Origin of the sequence: Flavonifractor hominis (assembly GCF_040095835.1) — a bacterium.
In the GTDB taxonomy this organism is placed as follows: domain Bacteria; phylum Bacillota; class Clostridia; order Oscillospirales; family Oscillospiraceae; genus Flavonifractor; species Flavonifractor hominis.
The window spans coordinates 751,150-772,716 of sequence record NZ_JBBMFT010000001.1; the positions used below are offsets into that span (position 1 = coordinate 751,150).

The following is a 21,567-nucleotide window of genomic DNA, read 5'->3' on the forward strand; positions in this document are numbered from 1 at the left end:
AGAGCGTGAAACCCGCCGCAGGCTTACCCCTCCCGTAACAGCCGGGACAACACACCGGACCGCGCGGGATGGGCGCGGCCAACGAGAGATCATGCGGGACCCATCCGTTGGATGGGTCCCGCATCTTTTCGTACAGCGAGGAGGTGGAGGCAGGAACGTGGAGCCCAGCGAAGTCCTCCGGCTGAAGCAGGCGCTTGCTTTGGACGCGGCGAACGCCGCCGGAGACCGGGAAAGCACCGCATGGCTGGAGCCGGAGCAGTGGAAGAACTATATGGGAAAAGAAACGCGCAAGGCGCTGTACGGCGCGTTTCCCGACGAGGAGCTGCTGGCCGTCCTGCGGGAAACGGCGGCGCGGCTGGGGCGGAATCCCAGCAAGAAAGAGGTGTTCTGCGTCTACCGCGTCTTCCTGATCCAGCGGTTCGGTAACTGGCCCCGGGCGCTGACCGCCGCCGGATTGAAGAGGCCCCGCGAGCAGCGGCGAGCGGACAACCGAAGAAGGAATGAGGAAGCGCTCCGGCGCAGGAAGGCACAGGAATTGTCTGGGCAGGCGGCAGCAAAAGAGGCCGGCCTGACAACAAAAACGGAAGGAGAAGCATGATGAAGGAACGCTTAAAACGCGGCGCGGCCGCGCTCCTGGCATTGATTATGGTGCTGGGGCTGTCGGGAAACGCCTTTGCGGCGGTGTCGGATGACACCTTAACGGCGGCCATCGAGGACACGGCGCAGTACATTTATGAGACGGTGAAAAGCCCGCAGGTGGGCTCCATCGGCGGGGAATGGGCCGTGCTGGGCCTGGTCCGGAGCGGCTATACCGTACCGGAGGAATACTATCAGGACTACTACGCCACCGTGGAATCGTATGTCAGAGCCTGCAAGGGCGAACTCCACGACAAGAAATACACCGAATACAGCCGCGTCATTGTGGCCCTCAGCGCTATTGGAAAAGACGCCCGCAGCGTGGCCGGCTATGACCTGACCAAGGCCCTGGGGGACTACGACAAGACCATCTGGCAGGGGCTCAACGGCCCCATCTGGGCGCTCATTGCCCTGGATTCCCGGGATTATCCCATGCCGGTAAATCCGGAGGCTAAGACGCAGGCCACCCGGCAGATGTATATCGACCGCATTCTGGAGTGCCAGCTCCCGGACGGCGGCTGGAGCCTGTTCGGCGGAACAGAGGCCGCCGGCTCCGGGGACGGCGTATCCGATCCGGACATCACCGGCATGGCGCTGCAAGCCCTGGCAAAGTATCAGGACCAGCCGGCCGTGGCCGAAGCCACAGAAGAGGCGCTGGCCTGTATGTCGAAAAAGCAGAGCACGGACGGCGGCTTCGCCTCCTGGGGTACCGCCAACTCTGAGAGCGTTGTGCAGATGATCGTGGCCCTGTGCGAGCTGGGCATCTCCCTGGACGATCCCCGGTTTGTGAAGGGCGGGAACACCATGCTGGACAACCTCATGACCTTCTATCAACCCGGAAACGGGTTCCTGCATACCCAAAACGGATCCGGCTCCAACCAGATGGCGACGGAGCAGGCGTTCTACGGCATGGTTGCCGCGCAGCGGGCGCGGCAGAACAAAAACAGCCTCTACCGCATGGGGGACGCCATCACCGTGGCGGAGGGTGAAGAAACCCCGTCCGGCGCCGGGCTGGAGGGCAAGCACGCCGACGTAAAGGCCGTGCCGATTACCCAGATGGGCAAGACCTTTGACGACATCACCGGAGCCAACGCCCATGAAAATCAGCCGGCCATCGAGGCGCTGGCCGCCCGGGGGATCATCGATGGCATGGGGGACGGCCTGTTCCATCCCGAGGCGAGCATGACCCGCGCCCAGTTCGCCGCCATCGTGGTGCGGGCCCTGGGCCTGACGCCCGCCGCCAGCGAGGCCTTTACAGACGTGCCCTCCACCGCATGGTATGCCCCCTATGTGGGGACCGCCAGCACCTACGGCCTCATCAACGGCGTGGGCGAAGGCCGCTTCAACCCGGACGGCACCATTACCAAACAGGAGGCCGCCGTCATGGTGGCCCGGGCCGCAAAACTCTGCGGTATGGACACGGCGCTGGACACCGCCGCCGTGCGGGATGTGCTGGCCCAGTTCACCGACTATGTGACCACGCCGGAGTGGGCCCGGGAGGGCCTGGCCTTCTGCTATCAGGAGGGGATTCTGGACGACTCCGCCATGGAGATTCAGGGGAAGACAGAAATCCTGCGCTGCGAGATTGCCCAGATGCTTTACAACCTGCTCAGCAGCGCCAAGCTCCTGTAAAGGAGAGCGCCTATGTGGTGGAAAAAGAACAAGTGGAAAGTGATCGTCCCGGTCCTGATCGTGGCCGTGCTGGCCGCCGCCTTTTGGTACGGCGGCGGCGCGCCGGGCCTGCAGGGCTGGAATGTGGCGGACAATAATACCACGCTGTCCGGCCAACCGGACGCTGCGCCGGAGGACTCAGGAACTGATACCGGGCATTCCGGAGAAACTGTTCCCGAAGAAACGGGCAGCGCGGAGGACGGGACGCAGGAAGCGCCGGAAACGGAACAGCCGGACCTGTCAGAACAGGGCGTTGAAACGGAAGATCCCCCGCAGGAAACGCAGACGGATCTGATTTCCCCGGATGATGAAACCCCGGCAGAGGGCATTGAGAGCCGCCCTGGTGGGACAGAGGGCGGCATGACCGCGCAGGAAAAGCTGGACGCCGCCGCGGAACTCGCCGGCGGGTCCTCCCCCGGCGTGCAGGCCGGCGACAAGGCGTACTCCGAGTCCCAGGGCATGGTCATTGACCCGGATACCGGCAAGGATCAGTATCTCACTGACCCGGTGCCGGAGGGGAAACCCCTGCCGGTGGAGCCCCAGGATGTGGAGATCTCCGACACGGCCTACACCTGCACCATTTCCATCTCCTGCGCCACCATCCTGGACCACATGGACTGGCTGGACCCGGAGAAGGTGGAGCTGGTGCCGGAGGACGGCTGGATCCTGGAGCCCACGGAGGTCACCTTCTACGAGGGTGAGAGTGTTTTTAACGTGCTCCAGCGGACCGGCAAGCAGCAGGGCATCCACATGGAGTTTGAGAACACCCCCATGTACAACAGCGCCTACATCGAGGGCATCCACAACCTCTATGAGTTCGACTGCGGGGAGCTCTCCGGCTGGATGTACCAGGTGAACGGCTGGTTCCCCAACTACGGCTGCTCCCGCTACCAGCTGCAGGCCGGGGACGTCATTGAGTGGGAGTACACCTGCGATCTGGGCGTGGATGTGGGCGGCTACTACTCCACGGGAAGTTAAAACCAGAGATTCCATAGCCGGGGGCGGCTGCTGCCGTCCCCGCGTTCCCGCCCTTTTTCAATGGCCCCTGTCTGCCGACGGAGGCCATCGAAAGAGAGCGGAGCACCGTCAAGAAAGAAGGGAACCGTATCCTATGCCGAACAGAGACGCCTTTTCCAGCTATCACCCTGTCATCAATTTTATGTATTTCGCGCTGGTGCTGGTGTTCAGTATGTTCTTCATGCACCCTGTCAGCCTGCTCATCTCCCTCGCCGGCGCCATCGCCTACCATCTCTACCTGAACGGTCGGAAGGCCCTGCGGTTCCAGCTGCTGTTCCTGCTGCCCATGGCCCTGATGGCCGCCCTCATCAACCCGGCCTTCAACCACGAGGGGGCGACGCTGCTGGCCTACCTGCCCTCCGGCAACCCCCTGACCCTGGAGAGCATCGCCTACGGATTTGCAGCGGCCGCCATGCTGGCTGCCGTGGTCCTGTGGTTCTCCTGCTATACGGCGGTGATGACCTCAGACAAGTTTGTCTATCTCTTTGGCCGGGTCATCCCGGCCCTCAGCCTGGTGCTGAGCATGACGCTGCGGTTCGTGCCCAAGTTTAAGGCGCAGATCCAGGTGGTCAGCGAGGCCCAGCGCTGCGTGGGGCGGGACGTGTCCAACGGCAGCGTGCTCCAGCGGCTGCGAAACGGCATCACCATCCTCTCCATCATGGTGACCTGGGCCTTGGAGAACGCCATTGAAACGGCGGACAGCATGAAGAGCCGGGGCTACGGGCTGCCGGGCCGCACCGCCTTCTCCATCTACCGCTTCGACAGCCGGGACAAAGCGGCCCTGGCCTGGCTCCTTTTCTGCGGCTTCTTTATCCTCTGCGGCTGGATGGCCGGCGGACTCTCCTATCGGTATTACCCCACCATGAAGGGCGCGGCGCTCACGCCCATGACCATCAGTTTCCAGCTGGTCTATCTGGCCCTGTGCCTGACGCCGGTCCTCGTGGACCGCTGGGCGGACTGGTCCTGGCGGAAGCTGGAGAAAGCGGAGGGACAGACGTGCGCCAGAGCATGAACCTGCCGCTGTGCGAGCGGACAAGAGAAGAGTACGGCGGCTGGGACGGCCTGCGGCGGGCCTGCGCCGCTCTGGGGCTGGACGGCGTGGAAGGCATCTGGAGCGGCGGGGACATCCCGGCGGATTTCCCGAAGGACCTGCTGGCGGGCTATCACCTGACTTTCTTCCCGGACTGGCTGGACTTCTACCGGGAGGACCGAAAACGGCTGCTATATAAGTTCGGCAGCATGGACGCCGTGGCGTGGTACTACGGCGGGCGGACGCCGGAAACGCTTGTGGACCTGTACCGGGCGGACCTCCGGCGGGCCGCCGCACTGGACGCCGCCTATGTGGTGTTCCATGTCACCGATGTATCCGTGGAGGAGAATTACACCTACCGCTGGCTCCACACCAACGAGGAGATCATCGACGCCGCGGCAGAGCTCATCAATCTCCTGCTGGGAGACGCCGAGTGGCCCTTTGCTTTTCTGGTGGAAAACCAGTGGTGGCCGGGATTTACGCTGACGGAGCCGGAGAACACCTCCTGCCTGCTGGAGGGCATCCGGTATCCCCGCAAGGGCATTCTGCTGGATACCGGCCACCTGATGAACGCGGAGCGCTCCATTGCCACGCAGCGGGACGGGGTACGGTTTATCCTGGAAATGCTGGACCGCCACGGGCCGCTGTGCCGGTATATTCAGGGGATGCACCTCCACCAGAGCATCAGCGGCGCATATGTCCGCCGGCACTGCGGCGCGCTGCCGATAGACTTCCCGAAGGATCTGCCGGGGCAGTACCGCGCCTGCTATGCCCATATCCAGAACATAGACCGGCACGAGCCGTGGACGGATCCGGCGGTGCGGGAGATTGTTGACCGGGTCCAGCCGGCGTATCTCACCCACGAGCTGGCGGCGCCGGACCGGCAGGCAAAGCTGCGGGCGATCCGTCAGCAGCTTGATACGATTGAGAGAGGAGGCGAGCGTCTTGAATAACCGGAAAGCGCCCTGCCTGTGCATGGACCATCTGACCTTTACCTACCCGGAACAGCCATCCCCCGCCCTCCGTGATTTCTCTCTGACCATCCGGCAGGGTGAATTTGTGGTGCTCTGCGGCCCATCGGGCTGCGGGAAGAGCACCCTCCTGCGGCAGCTGAAGCGGGCCCTGGCGCCCCACGGGAAGCGCGGCGGGACCATCCTCTTTGAGGGCAAGCTGCTGGGGGAACTGGACCAGCGGACGGAGAGCCAGCGCATCGGCTTTGTCCAGCAGAGCCCGGAAAACCAGGTGGTCACCGACAAGGTGTGGCACGAGCTGGCCTTTGGGCTGGAGAGCTTGGGGTACGACACGCCCACCATCCGCCGCCGGGTGGCGGAGATGGCCTCCTTCTTCGGCATCCAGACCTGGTTTTATAAAAACGTCACGGAGCTCTCCGGCGGACAGAAGCAGCTTTTGAATCTGGCCTCCATTATGGCCATGCAGCCCTCCGTCCTCATCCTGGACGAACCCACCAGCCAGCTGGACCCCATTGCCGCAAGTGACTTTCTGGCCACGCTGGGGAAGATCAACCGGGAGCTGGGCACCACCATCCTCCTCACCGAGCACCGGCTGGAGGAGGCGTTCCCGCTGGCGACCACAGTAGCGGTGATGGACCGGGGGGCGCTCCTCTGTACCGGGACGCCCCAAGAGGTGGGCGAGCAGCTACGGCAGAGCGGACATACCATGTTCCTGGCCATGCCCACCCCCATGCGGATCTGGGCAGCCGTGAACGACAGCGCCCCCTGCCCGGTCACCGTCCGGGAGGGCCGGGAGTGGCTGGCCAGTTTCGCAGGCCGGAAGGAAATCGAACCGCTGCGCCCGGAACCACAGCTTCCAAAGGGCGGCGATGTGGTGCTGCGGGGGCGCGAGCTGTGGTTCAAGTATGACAAGGACCTGCCGGATGTGGTCAAGGGCCTCTCCCTGTCCCTGCGGAAGGGGGAATTCCTCGCTTTGCTGGGGGGCAACGGCACCGGGAAGACCACCAGCCTCAAGCTGCTCTCCGGCCTGCGGAAGCCCTATCGGGGGGAGCTGGAAATCTCCGGCTCCGTGGGGATGCTGCCCCAGAACCCCCAGACCCTGTTCGTCAAAAAGACGGTGCGGGAGGACCTGTATGAGATCCTCAAGGGCAGGAAACTCTCCAAAGAGCGGCAGGACCAGCGCGTAGCCCATGTGACGGCCCTGTGCCGGCTGGAGGAGCTGCTGGACCGGCACCCCTACGACCTCTCCGGTGGGGAGCAGCAGCGGGCCGCCCTGGCCAAGGTGCTGTTGCTGAATCCGGAAATTTTGCTCCTGGACGAGCCCACCAAAGGGCTGGATGCGGAATTCAAGCAGGTGTTCGCGGAGATCCTGCAGATCCTGCTCCGCCGCGGCACAGCAGTGCTGATGGTCAGCCACGACATTGAGTTCTGCGCCCGGTATGCCCACCGCTGCGCCCTTTTCTTCGACGGTGGCATCGTCACCGAGGGGACGCCGCGGAACTTCTTCTCCGGCAACAGCTTCTACACCACCGCCGCAAACCGCATGGCCCGACAGCTGCTGCCCCGGGCGGTGACGGTGGAGGATGTGATCGCCGCCTGCGGCGGACAGGTGCCTCCCGCCCCGGCCTTGCCGGAAGATATTCCGCTGCTGCCGGAACCGGAGGAAGCCAGCGCAGACTACAAGCCCAAACCGCTGCCCTGGTGGCGCAAGCTGGGGGCCGTCCTCACCGGCGGCGTCGCTCTGCTCTTGTTTTTGCAGTTCATGAACGTCACCGACCTGACGGCGCTGGTGGGCATGGAGGGCATGACCGAGCTGGCGTCGGACCAGCTGGCGCTGTACGCGTTCTTTATCGCCGCGCTGTTCCTCTTTGCCGCCTGCATCACCCGCAGGTCCCACCGGCCGGATTATCTTGTGCAGACCCCGCGTGAAAAGCGGAAGCTGTCCCGCCGCACCCTTTTTGCCACGGCCCTGATTCTGCTGCTGATCCCCCTGACCCTGTATGTGGGCGTGTTCTATCTGGATAACAAAAAGTACTATTTTATCTCTCTGATGGTGCTTTTGGAGTGTATGGCCCCCTTCTTCCTGATTTTCGAGGGGCGCAAGCCCAAGGCCAGGGAGCTTGTGATCATCGCCGTGCTCTGCGCCATCGCCATTGCCGGACGGGCCGCACTCTTTATGCTGCCACAGTTCAAGCCAGTTATTGCCATGACGATAATATCCGGCGTGGCATTCGGCGGGGAGACAGGCTTTTTGGTGGGTGCCATGACCATGCTGGCCTCCAATGTGATGTTCTCCCAGGGACCATGGACGCCCTGGCAGATGTTCGCTGTGGGCATCATCGGATTTTTTGCCGGCGTCCTGTTCCGAAAGGGGTGGCTGCGGCGCAGCCGGGGGGCGCTGTGCGTCTTTGGGGCGCTGTCCGCCATCCTCATCTACGGTGGGATTATGAACCCGGCGTCGGCGCTGATGTGGGCGCCCGAGCTCAACTGGAAGGTGATTCTTACCTACTACGTCACCGGCTTCCCCTTTGACTGCATCCAGGCCGCCGCCACATGGTTGTTTTTGTGGTTTGCCGCCGAGCCCATGCTGGAGAAGCTGGACCGCATCAAGGTCAAGTACGGGCTGGTGGAGTAGGGGTGGATAGAGAGGAACGATACGATGCAAAATGAAAGCCAACGGAGAATAATTACTTTGCTGCACCTTCTTCTGGAGCAAACGGACGAACGCCATTATGTGACCGGTGCGGACATCCTTCGCTTTTGGGAGGCCCACGACATCCATGCCAGCCGGAAAAACGTCTACAGCGATATCCAACTGCTCGTGGATTCCGGTGTGGACATCATCTGCATCAAAAGCACGCAGAACCGCTACTTCATCGGCTCCCGGCTGTTGGAGCTGCCGGAACTGAAACTGCTGGTGGACGCCGTGGAGTCCTCCCATCTCATCACGGAGAAGAAGAGTGCCGCCCTCATCGAGAAGTTGGGCCATCTCACCAGCCGGTACAACGCCGCGCTCCTGAACCGCCCTGTCTACATGGAGGGCACAGCCAAGCCGGACAACGAGGCTGTGTACTACGCCATCGACGCCATCCAGACGGCGATCCACGAACAGCGGGCCATCTCCTTCCAGTATTTCGAGTATACGCCGAAAAAAGAAAAGGTCCTGAAACACAAGGGGTACCGCTATGGCTTCAGCCCCTACGCCCTCATCTGGAACCGGGATTTCTACTACGCCGTGGGCTGGTCGGAAAAGCACAGGAAACTGGCCCAGTTCCGTGTGGACCGCATGACAGCCATTCAGGAGTCGGACGCCCCCTACATAGCAGACCCGTCCTTCGATCCGGCATCCTATCTCCGGGAGGTCTTTGGCATGTACCATGACGCGCCCCGGCGGGTGACGCTGCTGTGTGAAAACCGCACCATGCGGAGCGTCATAGACCACTTTGGGGAGGATGTGGCCACAGAGGTGGTGGACGCCAAACACTTCCGGGCCACCGTGGATGTGGCGCCCACCCCGCCGTTCTTTTCCTGGGTGTTCACCTTCGGCGGCGCTATCCGCATCGAGGAGCCTGCGGAGGTACTGGAGAAGATGCGGGACATGGCCGCATGGCTGCATACATAAAAACAAGAGGGATCTGTCCAGGGAAGGCCGGGCAGATCCCTCTCACCTTTATGAGGCAGGAGAACCTCTGCGGGGGATGTATCCCCGCAGAGGCCCTTCCCGATTTTAGTCCGAAAAGTATACCGGCCTGCCAATGGATGTAAAGCCCTCGATGCCGGTGATCACCACATTGTTGTATCCGCTGGCGCAGTGGATGATGAGCAGATTGCCGCTCTCGTCCCTGCCGCCTACAATGCCCACATGGGAGTCCTCTGGATAGAATACCAGATCGCCGGGCAGCGCCTCGTCCCAAGCGATGGTGGTGCAGTAACTGTGCTGTGCGGCCGCTCCGCCGCCGTGGCCGATGATGTACTCGCCGCCTGTGGCATTATAGAATACCCAATCAACGTACCCTGAGCAATCCATCCCGTAGGGCCGGTAGGTGCCGGAACTGGAGCTGCCGGGGGCCGTGACCTGCATGGTGGTCCCCCAGCGGGAGTCCCAGCCGAGGACAAGGCTTTTGCCGCCCCAGAAGTAATTGACCTTACCCACCAGCTGGCAGGCGGTTTCTATGATCTCCCGGCGCTCGGCGCTCAGGTCCGCCGGCAACGAGGCAAGCAGTTCCTTGGCGTCGGCCTCCGTCACAGCCAGATTCCCAATGGCCCCGCCCAGAAGGTCGAGATTCTCCAACAGATCGTCCAGCATGTCGTTCTGCTCATCGGTAAAGGCGTAGTGCTCCCGCATCTCGTCCACGGTCTTTCCCGTGACGGAGATCGTCAGGATGGTTTCCGTCCAGCTGTCGTCCTCGCCGTCATCCGGGTCGCTGTCCGGGTGGTCTATGGTTTCCACCTCGGAGGATAGGACGGTCATAGCCCAGAACACCTCCTTCAGCCGTGCTACCCGGTCGGCGTCCAGGGTGACCACATCGACGCCGTCATTGGTCCCCGCGGTTTTCACCGCAAACACCGCCACGATCTCCCGCCAGTCCGGTGGGGCACCGTCTATGATGATCTGGTCGTAGTCCCCGGCCTGCAGTTCCTCCAGCTTGTCGGCATATTCCACATTGACCTGGGCGATGGCTGTACTGAGCGCCACGGAACTGCTGTCTGCAGGTTCGTTGGCGAACAGGATACCGAAGGGCGAGGCGATGAGCATGCCGATCAGGCAGATGAACACCAGCAGGGCGAGGACAACGGAACCGCCGGCGGCCGCCGCGGCGATCAGGCCCCTTGCCGCCGCGAGGATGGCCCGCAGGGCGTTCCCCGCTTTGGCGGCGGCCTTTTTCGCCGCACTGCCGGCCTGCTTTGCCGCCTGGCGGGACATAACCGTCTGCTGTGCCGCACGGGCTGCTTTGGCGCTCTGGGCGGCACGAGCGGCCCCACGCCCCGCCTGGGCGGCGGTTCTCCCGGCATGGTCCGCTGTCTTTACCGCCTGCCTGGGGGCGCCGGCAGCCGGCTTTGCGCGGCGTACCGCCCGGTTCCGGCCAGCCTCCTTTATGGCAGGCGTTCTGCGTTTCCCTTTTGGCAGCGGGCCGGTATCCTGGGCAGGCTCCGCCTTTGGCCGCATGGGCGATACGGTCCCGTCCTGCCTGCCCCCATTCCCAAGCGCAGTTCTGCCGGAGGGCCGGGAATCTCCCACAGGCTGAGCAGACTCCTGCCCACCGCCTGCCGGGTGCCGCATCTGCTCGGCTTTGGCTTGCGCGGACTTCTGCGCCGCCTGCCGTCCGCGCTCCCGGATGAAGGGATGCTGGCCCTGGGTGCGCTCCGGGGTCAGGCCAGACGCCGGCGTTAACGGCTGGGCGCGCAGGTATGTGTCCTTGGTCTTGATCCGCTGCCCGGCGTTACCGGCTGGTTCCGCCGGCCGGCCTGCCGCCGCGGTGTTGACACGGCTTTCCTGCCCCCGTGTACGAACCTCCGGCACGGGATCCCCGGCTGCGGGATCTGCGGGGCTGCCGCCGCGGGAGTCATGCTTTTTCCGTTTCTCCTTGATGAGCTTTTCCGCGCCGCGCTCCATGCGGCGCATACCGCCTGCGGCGGCGTCCTCGATTTGGTCGCCGCCGTAGTCATCCCGCCGCCCCTGCTGGGCGGCGTCCCGGAGCTGCGTCCGCAGTCGGTCCGATCCGTCCTCCAGGCCGCGATGGACCAGTTCCTTCGGCGCGGCCTTTATCTTCTCCCGGACGGAGGCCACAGTATGGGGTTTTTCCTTGATCTTATCCATCCGGCCGCCTCCCCATGAAAGCGGGCCGCATTACGCGGCCCGCCCCGGCGCATGGCTGCCGTCCGTGTCGGAGGGCCTGGTGGTCATCAGGCGGTACAGCCGGTTTTTGGGGAAGTTGTCCATAAAGGGCACGATGGCACTGCCGCACTTGATGAGGCCGCGGCCGGAGTCCACATTGGTGATGTAGGAGAGCTGGTTGTCCGAGATGTTCAGCAGCCTGGCCAGCTCCGTCCGGTCCGTCGCCGCCTGGTTGAGCATGACGAGGAACTCGCTGTTGGCCAGCATGGTCCGGGCGGTGTGGGACTGGAGCAGGTCGTCCACATTCTGTGTGATGCCGGTGCAGCAGGCCCGATACTTACGGACACGTTTCCAGAGGGTGAACAGGAAGTTTGCGCTGTACTCGTGCTGAAACAGCAGGTAAATTTCGTCGATGTAGATCCAGGTATTCCGCCCCTGCTGGCGGTTGCGGATGATGCGGTTGAAGATGCTGTCCAGCACCACCAGCATGCCCACGGGCAGGAGCTGGCGGCCCAGATCCCGGATGTCATAACAGAGGATGCGGGAATTGGTGTCCACATTGGTGGGTTTGGCGAAGGTGTTCAGGCTGCCCTCGGTGAACAGTTCAATAGCCAGCGCCACATCCCGCGCTTCCGGCTCCGGCTGGCGGAGCAGTTCGGCGTGGAAGTCCTGCAGGGTAGGTACAGTGCCCTTATAATCACTGCGGATGTAGTCCCGGTAGCACTGAGCGGCACAGCGGTCGATGATGGACTTCTCTTTTGCGGAGAGTTTCCCAGATCCCATAAGTTGCTCACACAGAGACAGCAGAAACTCGGACTTCAGCACCACCGGGTTCTCCCCGTCGCCGTAGCCCTGCTCCATGTCCATGGCGTTGATGTGGTTGGGCGAGGTGGCAGACACCTCGATGACCTCGCCGCCTAAGCCCTCGATGAGCGGCCGGTATTCGGATTCTGGGTCGATGACAATGATGTCATCCGGCAGGCCGCCTGCGCCGTTCTCCGCTGCCAGGGCCAGCCCCACCATCTCGCGCTTGGCGGTGAAGGACTTGCCGGAGCCGGACACGCCGAGGACAAAGCCGTTGGCGTTGAGCAGTTCCCAGCGGTTGGCGAGGATGAGGTTCTTGCTGATGACATTCTGCCCGTAGTACACGCCGCCCTGATGGCGGATCTCCTGGGCCTTGAAGGGCATGAGGACAGCCAGCGCCTCGGTGGTAAGGGTGCGGAGGGCATCGATGCGGCGCAGGCCCAAGGGTAGCGCCGTCACCAGCCCCTCCGCCTGCTGCCAGTTGAGGGTGGAGAGCTGGCACAGGTGCTTGCGGGCAATGGACTGGAGGGTTTCCGTGTCGCTGTCCAGTTCCTCCTTGGTGTCTGCCAGATGCACCAGCGTCACCACGGCGAACATCATGCGCTGGTCGCGGGTAGTGAGATCGTCCAGCATCTCGCGGGTTTCCTTGCGCTGCTGTTCAAGGTCATACGGGACAACGGCGGAGAAGTTGTTGTTGCTGTTCTGCCGGCGCTGCCAGTTGGTCACATTGGTTTCCACGCCCAGCAGCCGGTTCTGCATCTCCCGCACCGCCTCGTCCGTGGGGACGGGGATCACGTCGATGGACAGCATGAGCGTCCGGTTCAGCTCCGTCAACTCATTGATCATGGAGTCCTTGATGTAGGAGGCGTACTCCTTGAGGAACAGGACCCGTCCGAACTTATCACCCATGACAAAGTGGTCCTTCTTGAACTCCATGCTGTCCGGGCAGATGGCGTCCTTATAGGAGGCCCCCTTCCGCATGCCGTCCTTGAGGTCAAAGTGAAATTCGGTTTCCTCACCTACCCGGTAGAAGTCATGGAGGATCCGCAGACGTTCGATGGCGTCCAGTTCCTCGCTGCGGGAGTCCAATTTGTTGAGCCGGCTGGTAATGTCATTGGTAACACGGTCAAAGAAGGTCTTGGCCTCATCCACATTTTTCTTGTGGGTGGAGACGGTAATGTACCGCTCCTGCACCACGCTGTTGGATGCGTCGGTGACCTTGTCCGTGAGCATGGTGTTGTATTCGGCCCGGTATCCGTCCAGAAAATCCCCACGGGGCGGAAGTAGGATGGTTTCCTCAAAGTTCTGGCGGTTGAGCCGCTTGTTGTTGATGGTGATCTTGGTGGTGGAGCCAGTGTCCAGCGCATTGAGCAATTCGGAATAATTCAGGAACATGGCCGTCTTGTCCTCTTTGGAGGCGATGGCGTAGTTGATATCCGAAAAGCGGATGCACTTGGAGAACTTACTCCCAAACTGAAAAATCCCATCCGGCCAGATGCGGCGGATGGGGATGGTGTCCTGTACAGATCTTGGTACGGTAAATTGTTCCTTGTCCTGCCTCAATGTATTTTGCAGGGTTTTAATCAATCTTCAGGGCCTCCTTCATACTCGAACGCTCCATGAGTTTCGCGTACAGATTGTCCGATTTGAAGACGAGCCGGTGAGGATATATAAATTCCGTGCGGATATAAGCAAGTAGAAACCGCTCCAGCGTCATGCCATTGTACTGGAAAAAACCGCCGAGAGCGAACGGGAAAGCGCACAGGACGCAGACCCATCCGATCTCGGCGGTCGCCAGCACGGAGCGCAGGCCAAAATACACGCCTACGGCAACGGCGACGGCCAGCAGCGCGAAGATGAGCTGGCGGAGCGACAGCCCGAAAAACAGGCTCTCCTGATAGTTTCGGACCTCTTTGTTGATGCGTACCTCGATTGGATTTCACCTCCGTTTCCGTTCCTGGACTTTTGGCAGACAGGAGTTGCCATGTCCGCCGGGGTATGCTAACATCAAAGTGAAAAAATAGCGAGAGGGGTGTACCCATGTTATATGCATATATTTTCCTGGGAGCCGGGATCCTGATCCTGTCCATCCTGTTCCGCCTGGCCGCGGTGTTCCGTCTGACCATCCCGCTGCTGTACGCGCTGGTGGTACCGACGCTGCTGAGCGACTGGTACTACGCCCACTACACGCTGGCCAATGTAATATGGTACGTCCTGCTGGCAGTGACGGTTCTGTCCTGGGTGTACTCCCTGGTGCGGAAAATCTCCGCCATCATGGAGCGGCGCCGGCGCGAGAAAGAAAAAGAGGAAATTTTGATCCAGCGGGTGCGCGAGGCCGGCCGCAACGGCGGCGGTATCGTCCATATCGATGACCTGCAGGATTAACCAAGGCCCATCAGCTCCCGCACCAGACGGTCGCTCATCTTGATAGCGCCCACCAGGACCAGCATGTTGAAAATCAACTCCCCGATATAGTTCCAAACGATAGTAGCGGCAGCCATTGTGTCATCCGCGATGGCTGGCGGCGCCGCGGCAAACTGGGAAAAGATAATACAGGCCAAAACGATCATACAGCCCTCCAGGCAGATGGCGGCGTAGCTCTTGATAAAAGCCACGCCGATGCTGCTGGAGGGCTGTCCCGCGAAACTGGCCAGCGGGATGGGTGCGATGGCCGACGCCATGTAGAGTTTGAAAAAGCGGGAATACACGGTGAGGATCATCACCAGCGAGAGGACCCAGATAAACAGGGATCCCAGGAGCGTCACCGCCCACAGCGGGATACTCTCCAGAAAGCCCACGTCCTCGATGATGGCCACCATCTCATCCGGCAGTGCCGTGTCGGACATGGCCGTGAGGCCGGAGGCATCCATGATGGTGGACACCGCCCCCTGAGCGATGCTGAACAGGGCCATCATCAGTTCCAGACCGTAGGTGACGGCCCCCTGCGCCAGCGCGAACCGCACAAAGGTCTTGACCGCCACCTCCGGGCGCTTGAGTTCCGTAAAGCTGCCGCAGGTCTTGACCACGCCGGCCACGAAAAACAGCACCAGCAGGGCGTAGCCGATGGCTCTCAGCGCGTCATGGATATTGAGAATGACGTCCCAGATCCCGCCGCCTTTGAATTCTTCCGGCGACGTGGAGATGAGCGTCCAGATCTCGGTGAGCTTGTCGTTCCAGGTAGCAAGGGCTGAGTTTAGATTGTCAACGATCCAGTTTCCACTTCCCATTGTGCATCACCTCCGTGTGGGAAGGGTGCGGGAGGACGCCACGTGCGCCCTCCCGCTTTGCCCACTCAGCCGGTGATGAGGGTGAGGATCTCCTTGGTAAATGTGATCACAATGCCGCCAGCGATGGTGAGCATGCCGTTGGCGCGCTGGGAGGGGTCGTGGCTCTTGAGGGACAGGCCCAGCTGGAGGACGCCGAAACCCAGCAGGATGAGGCCGATGGCCCGGATGAGGGAAAAGATGAAGTCGCTCAGATTCGTCACAACCGCCAGTGGGTCGTCCGCCGCGAAGGCGGGGCAGACGGTCATGACGGCGACCAGCACAAAGCAGGAAAGCATTGTGTAAATGCGCTTGACCCGCTTTTCAAATAGATGGTTCATGCTGCATTCTCCTTTTCTTCATTGGCGTCATCGGTGGAAAATGCCGCAAACAATTCATGTCCAGAGATCACCGATGCTTGGTTTTGCCCGTGGTGGATATAGGGTGGCCCGCCGGCCAGCGAAGTCTGACGGACCGCGGGGTGTTTCATCAAATCGTATTTCAGGTCCATCACCGGCCCCGCGCCGCGGATGAGCAGGACGGCGTACCGGTTGTCCAGCCGGCGTACCTCGTCCGGCGTCAGCAGCTCTTTGCCACAATGTCAAGTGATGAATTAAAAAAACAGGTCACTATCAAAGAAATTTATCTTTCATAGCGTACCTGTTTTTTTGAACCTTAAGCTTTCTTATATACAAAAAGCCTGAGAGAACTTTTAAAGAACTCTCAGGCTAAATCGCTTAATTTAATCGCCACCCGGCGCTTTGTCGTTGTAGATCCACCATACGGTGGTAAAGACCGTTTTTGTTCATCAGTTCTGCCGGCGTTCCTTCTTCCGCCACCCTGCCATCTGCTAGAACAATAATTTTATCGGCTGCCTCCACAGTACGCATCCGGTGAGCGATCACCAATACGGTCTTTCCGACCAGCAGGCGGGAGAGTGCCCCTTGAACCCTTGTTTCATTTTCCACATCCAGACTGGCAGTTGCCTCGTCAAGGAGGACGATGGGTGCGTCTTTCAACAAAGCTCTTGCAATAGAAATACGCTGCCGTTCACCGCCGGAAAGCTTCGCCCCGTTTTCTCCGATGGGGGTGTTGTAGCCCTGGGGAAGCCGATGAACAAACTCATCGCAGTTGGCCGCTTTGGCCGCAGCCCGCACTTCTTCATCCGTTGCGCCACGCTTACCAAGACGGATATTTTCCATCACGGTATCGTCGAACAGCACCACATCCTGAAACACCATAGAATAATCCCGCAGCAGTACCTCTGGGTCTATGGTAGAAATATCCACACCACCTACACGAATCACTCCTTTGGAAATGTCCCACAGCCTTGCAGCAAGCCGGGCACAGGTGCTTTTGCCGGAACCGGAAGGGCCTACCAGTGCCGTAACTTCGCCCTCTTTAGCAGTAAAGCTTACATCATGCAGGACTTCTTTCTCATCATAGGAAAAGCCCACATGCTCAAAGACAATATCATGCCCCTTTGGCTCAAATTTCTCCGCGCCCTCTGCTGTAGGCGTGTCATAAATTTCATTCATACGGTCAGCAGACACCTGAGAAACAAACATTTCTGCAATGAGTGCCAAGCTTTGGTCGAATGGGGCATAGACACGAGTAATGACCAATAGAAACAGGAACAAAAGCATGAAATCAATGCTGCCGGACAGGATCAGATTCGCCCCCACAAGAATGGTCGTTGCCACGCCCAGCCGCATGATAACACTGGCGGCATTTACAAAAAGGCCGGTTCCCAGTTCACCCTGAATCGTAACTCGTTCATGTTCGTCAATTTTCTGATTCAGTCCGTTTAGATACCGTTCCTCCTGGTTTGTGGCACGAATCTCTCTAACATTTTCTAATGCTTCCTGAATACCATCTGACACCCGGACAGCAGCTTTTTTCGTCCGTTCTGCATTGCGGGCGGCAATCTTGCGGCTACCAAACAGCAGGCCAAAGGCTACCGGTACACCCCACAGGCAAGCAATAGCCAACCGCCAGTCGTAAACAAGCAGGCACACAGCGATAATCGCCGTAGAGATGTAAGCACCGTACAGATACCCTAGCACATGAGACCAGACATGTTCCATCCGATTCACGTCTCCCATGATAGTCTCGGTCAAGTCTGCCAAGTCCCGCTTGCCAAAATACCCCAGCGGCAGTTTACGAAGCCGTTCCGCCAGACTGAGACGTGTGGTTTTGACCTCATTATATACCAGCCCATAGGTAGCTTTGTATTGCTGCAAATGGGTCACGAAGGACAGGAGGGCAAAGAGAACCAACAGTCCGAGGACAATCGCTGAACCGGGAAGAGGACTTCCTTCTGTCAAGGCTCCCATAAAACCAGACATTACCAGATACAGAATGCTGACACCGCCCATAACAACCAGATTCACGATCACTGTCCAGAATGTGCCTTTCTTTGTGTTCCGGACACCCTGATCGGTCAGGGCATATTTTCGCTGAAACTTCTCTCCAAACATTTACTCTGCCTCCTTTTCGCTGGTGATTTTCCACTGAACTGCCTTGTTATAGTCGGTCCACATCCGGGCATACAGACCGCCCGAAGCAGTCAGCTCCGCATGAGTACCCTGCTCGACAATGTGCCCTTCTTCAAGAATGATAATCTTATCAGCGCCCACAACAGTGGATAGACGGTGTGCAATCATAATAACAGTGCGGCCTTTCGTCAGTGTGGCAAAGGCCTTCTGAATCAGCACCTCATTCTCAGGATCGGCAAAAGCAGTTGCTTCGTCAAGCACCACAATGGGGGCATCCTTCAAAATGGCTCTGGCCAGTGCGATGCGCTGTTGTTCACCACCGGAAAGATAAGTTCCTTCGGTGCCGATCTGTGTATCAAGGCCATCCGGCAGTTTGTCAAGAATATCCTTGCACTGGGCAGCCATTAGCGCGGCCATCACCTGCTCTCTTGTCGCTTCCGGGCGGGAGGCCCGGACATTTTCCAAAATAGAGGCTTTGAACAAACGGTTATTCTGGAATACAAAAGCCACCTGATCCATAAGGACATGCGGATCGATCTGAGCAACATTGACTCCGCCGACTTCCACCGCGCCGGACGTTGCATCCCAAAAACGCGGAATCAAGCTGGCCGCCGTTGTCTTTCCGCCGCCGGACGGTCCCACCAGAGCTACGGTCTGCCCCGGTTCGGCTGTGAAAGACACATGAGATAGTGCAGGGCTTTCCGATCCGTTATAGGTAAAACTCACATCCTTAAATTCTACTTTATTACTACGAGGGGACTGTGGGTGACTGGGTGCTTCCAGGGTAGGCGCCTCCATCACCTGATTGATCCGTCCCAAAGCGGTACTGGCCAACATCATACCGGAGGAAGCAAACATTATTTTTGCAAGCGCAGTGGAAATGATGGCTGAAAATACGGCATAAAAAACGAAATCGGCAACAAAGCCAGCAAAACTGCCGTTTGCCAGTGCGTCTGGAGCAAGGAACAGCGCCACTGGAACCAGAAACACGAACGCTCCTTCGGTAAAGGTTAAATTGACAGACTGAGGAACACGGCATACATCCGCCTGATAATGTTCGGCTTTGCTGCTGTAGTCTTCGATAGCCTCCTGAAACGCCTTGAACGAGTAGACCGTCTGCTGAAATATTTTTACTACAGGAATTCCCCTTACATATTCTGTTCCCGCTTTTGTCATGCGATCCTGGGCCGCCTGGTATTCCGCCATCAGTTTGGCATTTTTGCCACCCATCATGGAGAACATAGCAATTACCGAAATGACTGCCGCTAAAAGGCAGGCTGCCCCCATTCGCCAATCAAACAGAAACATCATGACCAGCATCGACAAAAACAGCACGATAGTGCCTACGATGTCTGCCAGATTATGTGCCAGCAGCGTTTCGGTGTCGGCTGCCGCCGCATCCAGCCGCCCGCGAATCAGACCAGAGGCGTTGGAATCAAAAAAACCCAGCGGAGCCTTCATCACATGAGCAACCCCTTGTTTTCGTATGTTGGAAGCTGTACGGAAAGCAGCCAGATGGGTACACATTAGGCCTGCAAAATACAGGATAATGCCGCTCACTGCGAACGCAAAGGCGATCCAGCCATATTTGGAAACATTCTGCGCCTGTGTCCATTCAGGAGCTGCCTCAATCAGATCACGAGCCGCCAGCCAGATACAAATGTAGGGAGCCATGCTCAAAAGCATGGACACCGCCGATAGGGCCAGCCCTAAAAAGGTCAGGCCTCTGCGGCTTCCCGCATATTCCAGCAGGACAGCCACATCGTTCTTTTTTTCTTGTTTCATCGAATGACCTCCTTAAAATAGTGAGAAATATATTAGTTAGCATATACTAACTTACAAATAAAAAAATAAAGTATATCACGCAGCGCTCTGCTTGTGAAAGGGGCAGAGCGCATCCTGCATATCACTGACGCAATCGCAGCAATTAAGGTGACATCAGCTTCAACCATCCGGCCGTATAGAAAGTACGCAGCTGTTCTACATCCCACATGGCCTGTTCCTGTGGAATATCGTGAACCACGATCTCAACAAGGCCGCCCAGCATACCACTGGCAATGATATGACACAGAGACGGGCTTAATTCTGGGATATTGTACCCCAGGCGGCGGAGTGTCTCCATGTATCGAAAGGTGCTTTCCACTTCCAGTTCCACCATGTTATGAATAAAGTTTTCATATCCGGTGCCTTCTGCGCCGCAAAACAGCAACTTTACCGGTTCCCTGTGCTGGCAGACATATTCCACCATCCAATGAATGTAAGCTCCTGATTCCACGCCCATATGCTCCGGTTGTTCCTCTGCGGGAAGCTCGGAAAAGGAGATATGCGCATCCACATATTTACTCATCAAAATAGCGGCATGCGGTTCTACAATGGAAGCAAACAGAGCCTCTTTGCTGGAAAAATAGCCGTAAAAGGCCCCCGTAGTTACTCCAGCGTGTTTCACGATCTGCCGCAGAGAGGCTCCAAGAAACCCTTTTTCAGAAAACTCATCCAGAGCAGCCTGTTGTATTCTTTCTAATGTATCCGGTGCTTTTGATTCCATGACGGCCTCCATATAACAGTGCTATGTAACAATGTTATAATACAGCAGACAGATACGTTTGTCAAGGCAAATAGCGGTTTTCACAAACAAATCAAGCTTTATTCATAAAAATGGCTTCTATTCGACGCAATGTCAAGTGGTGAACTCAATTTGTGTTGAGGAAAGATAGTTGGGTGAGAATCTGGCGCAGCAGTTGAAAAATTCATGTTCCGATATTATACTGTCAGTTAGATGTTGCTAACTATTGGTATCAATCACTCATAGCGAAAAATCGGAAGTTGAAAGGGAGAATATTGCAATGAACTTTTTTGAAAACACCCGTAAGCCGCAAGGCTTCGGCGGGAAACTGATGGCGAAGATGATGAACAGCGGCCACGCCAAGGTGTCGCAATGGGGATTCTCAAATATCTCCGCGAAGCCAGACGCTAAGGTGCTGGATGTCGGCTGCGGAGGCGGCGCAAATATTGCGACCTGGCTGGACAAGTGCAGAAACGGTCATGTGACAGGACTAGACTATTCGGAGGTCAGTGTGGCAGAATCTCAAGAGCTGAACGCTGCTGCCATTAAGCAGGGAAAATGCAGGGTGCTTCAGGGCGATGTATCGGCGATTCCCTTTTCTGATGAGGTCTTTGATTATGTCTCCGCCTTTGAGACAGTTTATTTCTGGCCGGGTCTGAAAAAATGCTTTTCCGAGGTAAATCGCGTTCTGAAAAGCGGCGGAACATTTCTGATTTGTAACGAGAGCGATGGTACGAATGCCTCAGATGAAAAATGGACAAAGATAATCGGCGGTATGAAGATTTATAATCGTGATCAGCTTGTTGCTGCTTTAAAAGAAGCGGGTTTCACAGAGATAAAAACGTATATAAATGCCAAAAAACATTGGATGTGTATTGCCGCAACAAAATAAATGACTTCCAGTTTATCTGGAGTTGGACAATGTGAGAAATCGGGAATTTCGGAGGAAATCAACAATAAACCATCAATTAGAAAAGGGACATTTAAATTTCCATTGTCGAAATATAAAATCAGGATTTGATAAGGAGAAACTGATTATGAAGAGATGTATCAAAGGTGGTTTTTTAGTATTAGGTGGTGTTGTTGGCGTTGTAGGAATGATAATAGCAGCAATGCAAAATCCGTCAGTTGAGTGGGTAACACCACCTGGAAGAATGATAATAAGCATTTTGGAAAACGGATTGTTGATTCCTACAGTTTTATTTCTTGTTCTCATTATTTGTGGATTGTATATTCTATTGACAGAAAGTAAAATAAATTAAATAAATTAAAAAGCCC

18 protein-coding genes and 1 pseudogene are annotated in these 21,567 nt (G+C 58.2%); 10 read left to right on the plus strand and 9 right to left on the minus strand.

Annotated elements, in window-relative coordinates:
- The first annotated feature begins 157 nt into the window (after positions 1-157).
- The 7 genes from WMO45_RS03730 to WMO45_RS03760 all read left to right on the plus strand — a co-directional run bounded on the left by WMO45_RS03730 (position 158) and on the right by WMO45_RS03760 (position 8,947).
- The gene (locus tag WMO45_RS03730) at positions 158-598 is read left to right on the plus strand and encodes a homing endonuclease associated repeat-containing protein (protein WP_155151083.1); all 441 of its coding nucleotides are present in this window, start codon (positions 158-160) and stop codon (positions 596-598) included.
- A complete protein-coding gene (locus WMO45_RS03735) occupies positions 598-2,268 on the plus strand; it encodes an S-layer homology domain-containing protein (RefSeq protein WP_155151080.1) in 1,671 nt (556 codons plus the stop codon). The genes WMO45_RS03730 and WMO45_RS03735 overlap by 1 nt, the downstream gene beginning before the upstream one ends.
- Positions 2,269-2,280: 12 nt before the next feature.
- Positions 2,281-3,285 (plus strand): DUF4430 domain-containing protein, encoded by a 1,005-nt coding sequence (locus WMO45_RS03740; protein WP_155151077.1) that lies wholly within the window; start codon positions 2,281-2,283, stop codon positions 3,283-3,285.
- A 133-nt stretch (positions 3,286-3,418) separates the two neighbouring features.
- The gene (locus WMO45_RS03745) at positions 3,419-4,336 is read left to right on the plus strand and encodes an energy-coupling factor transporter transmembrane component T (RefSeq protein ID WP_155151074.1); all 918 of its coding nucleotides are present in this window, start codon (positions 3,419-3,421) and stop codon (positions 4,334-4,336) included.
- Positions 4,321-5,307 (plus strand): TIM barrel protein, encoded by a 987-nt coding sequence (locus WMO45_RS03750; RefSeq protein WP_256274442.1) that lies wholly within the window; start codon positions 4,321-4,323, stop codon positions 5,305-5,307. The genes WMO45_RS03745 and WMO45_RS03750 overlap by 16 nt, the downstream gene beginning before the upstream one ends.
- 22 nt (positions 5,308-5,329) lie before the next feature.
- Positions 5,330-7,960, plus strand: a complete 2,631-nt coding sequence (locus tag WMO45_RS03755; RefSeq protein ID WP_155151135.1) for an ATP-binding cassette domain-containing protein — start codon at positions 5,330-5,332, stop codon at positions 7,958-7,960.
- 57 nt (positions 7,961-8,017) lie between these two features.
- A complete protein-coding gene (locus WMO45_RS03760; RefSeq protein WP_243141896.1) occupies positions 8,018-8,947 on the plus strand; it encodes a helix-turn-helix transcriptional regulator in 930 nt (309 codons plus the stop codon).
- Between the two features lie 105 nt (positions 8,948-9,052).
- On the opposite strand, the gene WMO45_RS03765 is transcribed toward WMO45_RS03760, so the two are convergent.
- The 3 genes from WMO45_RS03765 to WMO45_RS03775 are packed head-to-tail and all read right to left on the minus strand — an operon-like array spanning position 9,053 to position 13,898.
- The gene (locus WMO45_RS03765) at positions 9,053-11,143 is read right to left on the minus strand and encodes a C40 family peptidase (protein WP_173023581.1); all 2,091 of its coding nucleotides are present in this window, start codon (positions 11,141-11,143) and stop codon (positions 9,053-9,055) included.
- 30 nt (positions 11,144-11,173) lie between these two features.
- Positions 11,174-13,552: a VirB4-like conjugal transfer ATPase, CD1110 family gene (locus WMO45_RS03770; protein WP_155152922.1), complete on the minus strand. Its 2,379-nt coding sequence runs from the start codon at positions 13,550-13,552 to the stop codon at positions 11,174-11,176.
- A complete protein-coding gene (locus WMO45_RS03775; RefSeq protein WP_173023887.1) occupies positions 13,545-13,898 on the minus strand; it encodes a PrgI family protein in 354 nt (117 codons plus the stop codon). The genes WMO45_RS03770 and WMO45_RS03775 overlap by 8 nt, the downstream gene beginning before the upstream one ends.
- A 107-nt stretch (positions 13,899-14,005) precedes the next feature.
- Between WMO45_RS03775 and WMO45_RS03780 the strand changes: the two genes are divergently transcribed.
- Positions 14,006-14,350: a molecular chaperone GrpE gene (locus WMO45_RS03780; RefSeq protein WP_155151066.1), complete on the plus strand. Its 345-nt coding sequence runs from the start codon at positions 14,006-14,008 to the stop codon at positions 14,348-14,350.
- Here WMO45_RS03780 and WMO45_RS03785 read toward each other — a convergent pair.
- From WMO45_RS03785 to WMO45_RS03810, 6 genes and pseudogenes are all read right to left on the minus strand, one after another.
- Positions 14,347-15,192: a VirB6/TrbL-like conjugal transfer protein, CD1112 family gene (locus WMO45_RS03785; RefSeq protein WP_155151065.1), complete on the minus strand. Its 846-nt coding sequence runs from the start codon at positions 15,190-15,192 to the stop codon at positions 14,347-14,349. The genes WMO45_RS03780 and WMO45_RS03785 overlap by 4 nt on opposite strands.
- 65 nt (positions 15,193-15,257) lie before the next feature.
- Positions 15,258-15,527, minus strand: coding sequence for a formate hydrogenlyase (locus tag WMO45_RS03790; RefSeq protein WP_226928282.1), 270 nt, complete (start codon positions 15,525-15,527; stop codon positions 15,258-15,260).
- Positions 15,528-15,643: 116 nt separating this feature from the next.
- Positions 15,644-15,823 (minus strand): annotated as a pseudogene (locus WMO45_RS03795) (VirD4-like conjugal transfer protein, CD1115 family); the annotation flags it as partial.
- A gap of 142 nt (positions 15,824-15,965) precedes the next feature.
- Positions 15,966-17,708: an ABC transporter ATP-binding protein gene (locus WMO45_RS03800; protein ID WP_101885061.1), complete on the minus strand. Its 1,743-nt coding sequence runs from the start codon at positions 17,706-17,708 to the stop codon at positions 15,966-15,968.
- A complete protein-coding gene (locus WMO45_RS03805) occupies positions 17,709-19,511 on the minus strand; it encodes an ABC transporter ATP-binding protein (protein ID WP_101885062.1) in 1,803 nt (600 codons plus the stop codon).
- Positions 19,512-19,653: 142 nt separating this feature from the next.
- Positions 19,654-20,271, minus strand: a complete 618-nt coding sequence (locus WMO45_RS03810) for a TetR/AcrR family transcriptional regulator (protein ID WP_101885063.1) — start codon at positions 20,269-20,271, stop codon at positions 19,654-19,656.
- A 298-nt stretch (positions 20,272-20,569) separates the two neighbouring features.
- Between WMO45_RS03810 and WMO45_RS03815 the strand changes: the two genes are divergently transcribed.
- Positions 20,570-21,181: a class I SAM-dependent methyltransferase gene (locus WMO45_RS03815; protein WP_101885064.1), complete on the plus strand. Its 612-nt coding sequence runs from the start codon at positions 20,570-20,572 to the stop codon at positions 21,179-21,181.
- Positions 21,182-21,326: 145 nt separating this feature from the next.
- Positions 21,327-21,551 carry a peptidase M50 gene (locus tag WMO45_RS03820; protein WP_101885065.1) on the plus strand — a complete coding sequence of 75 codons (225 nt, stop codon included), beginning with the start codon at positions 21,327-21,329 and terminating at the stop codon, positions 21,549-21,551.
- Positions 21,552-21,567 lie beyond the last annotated feature (16 nt).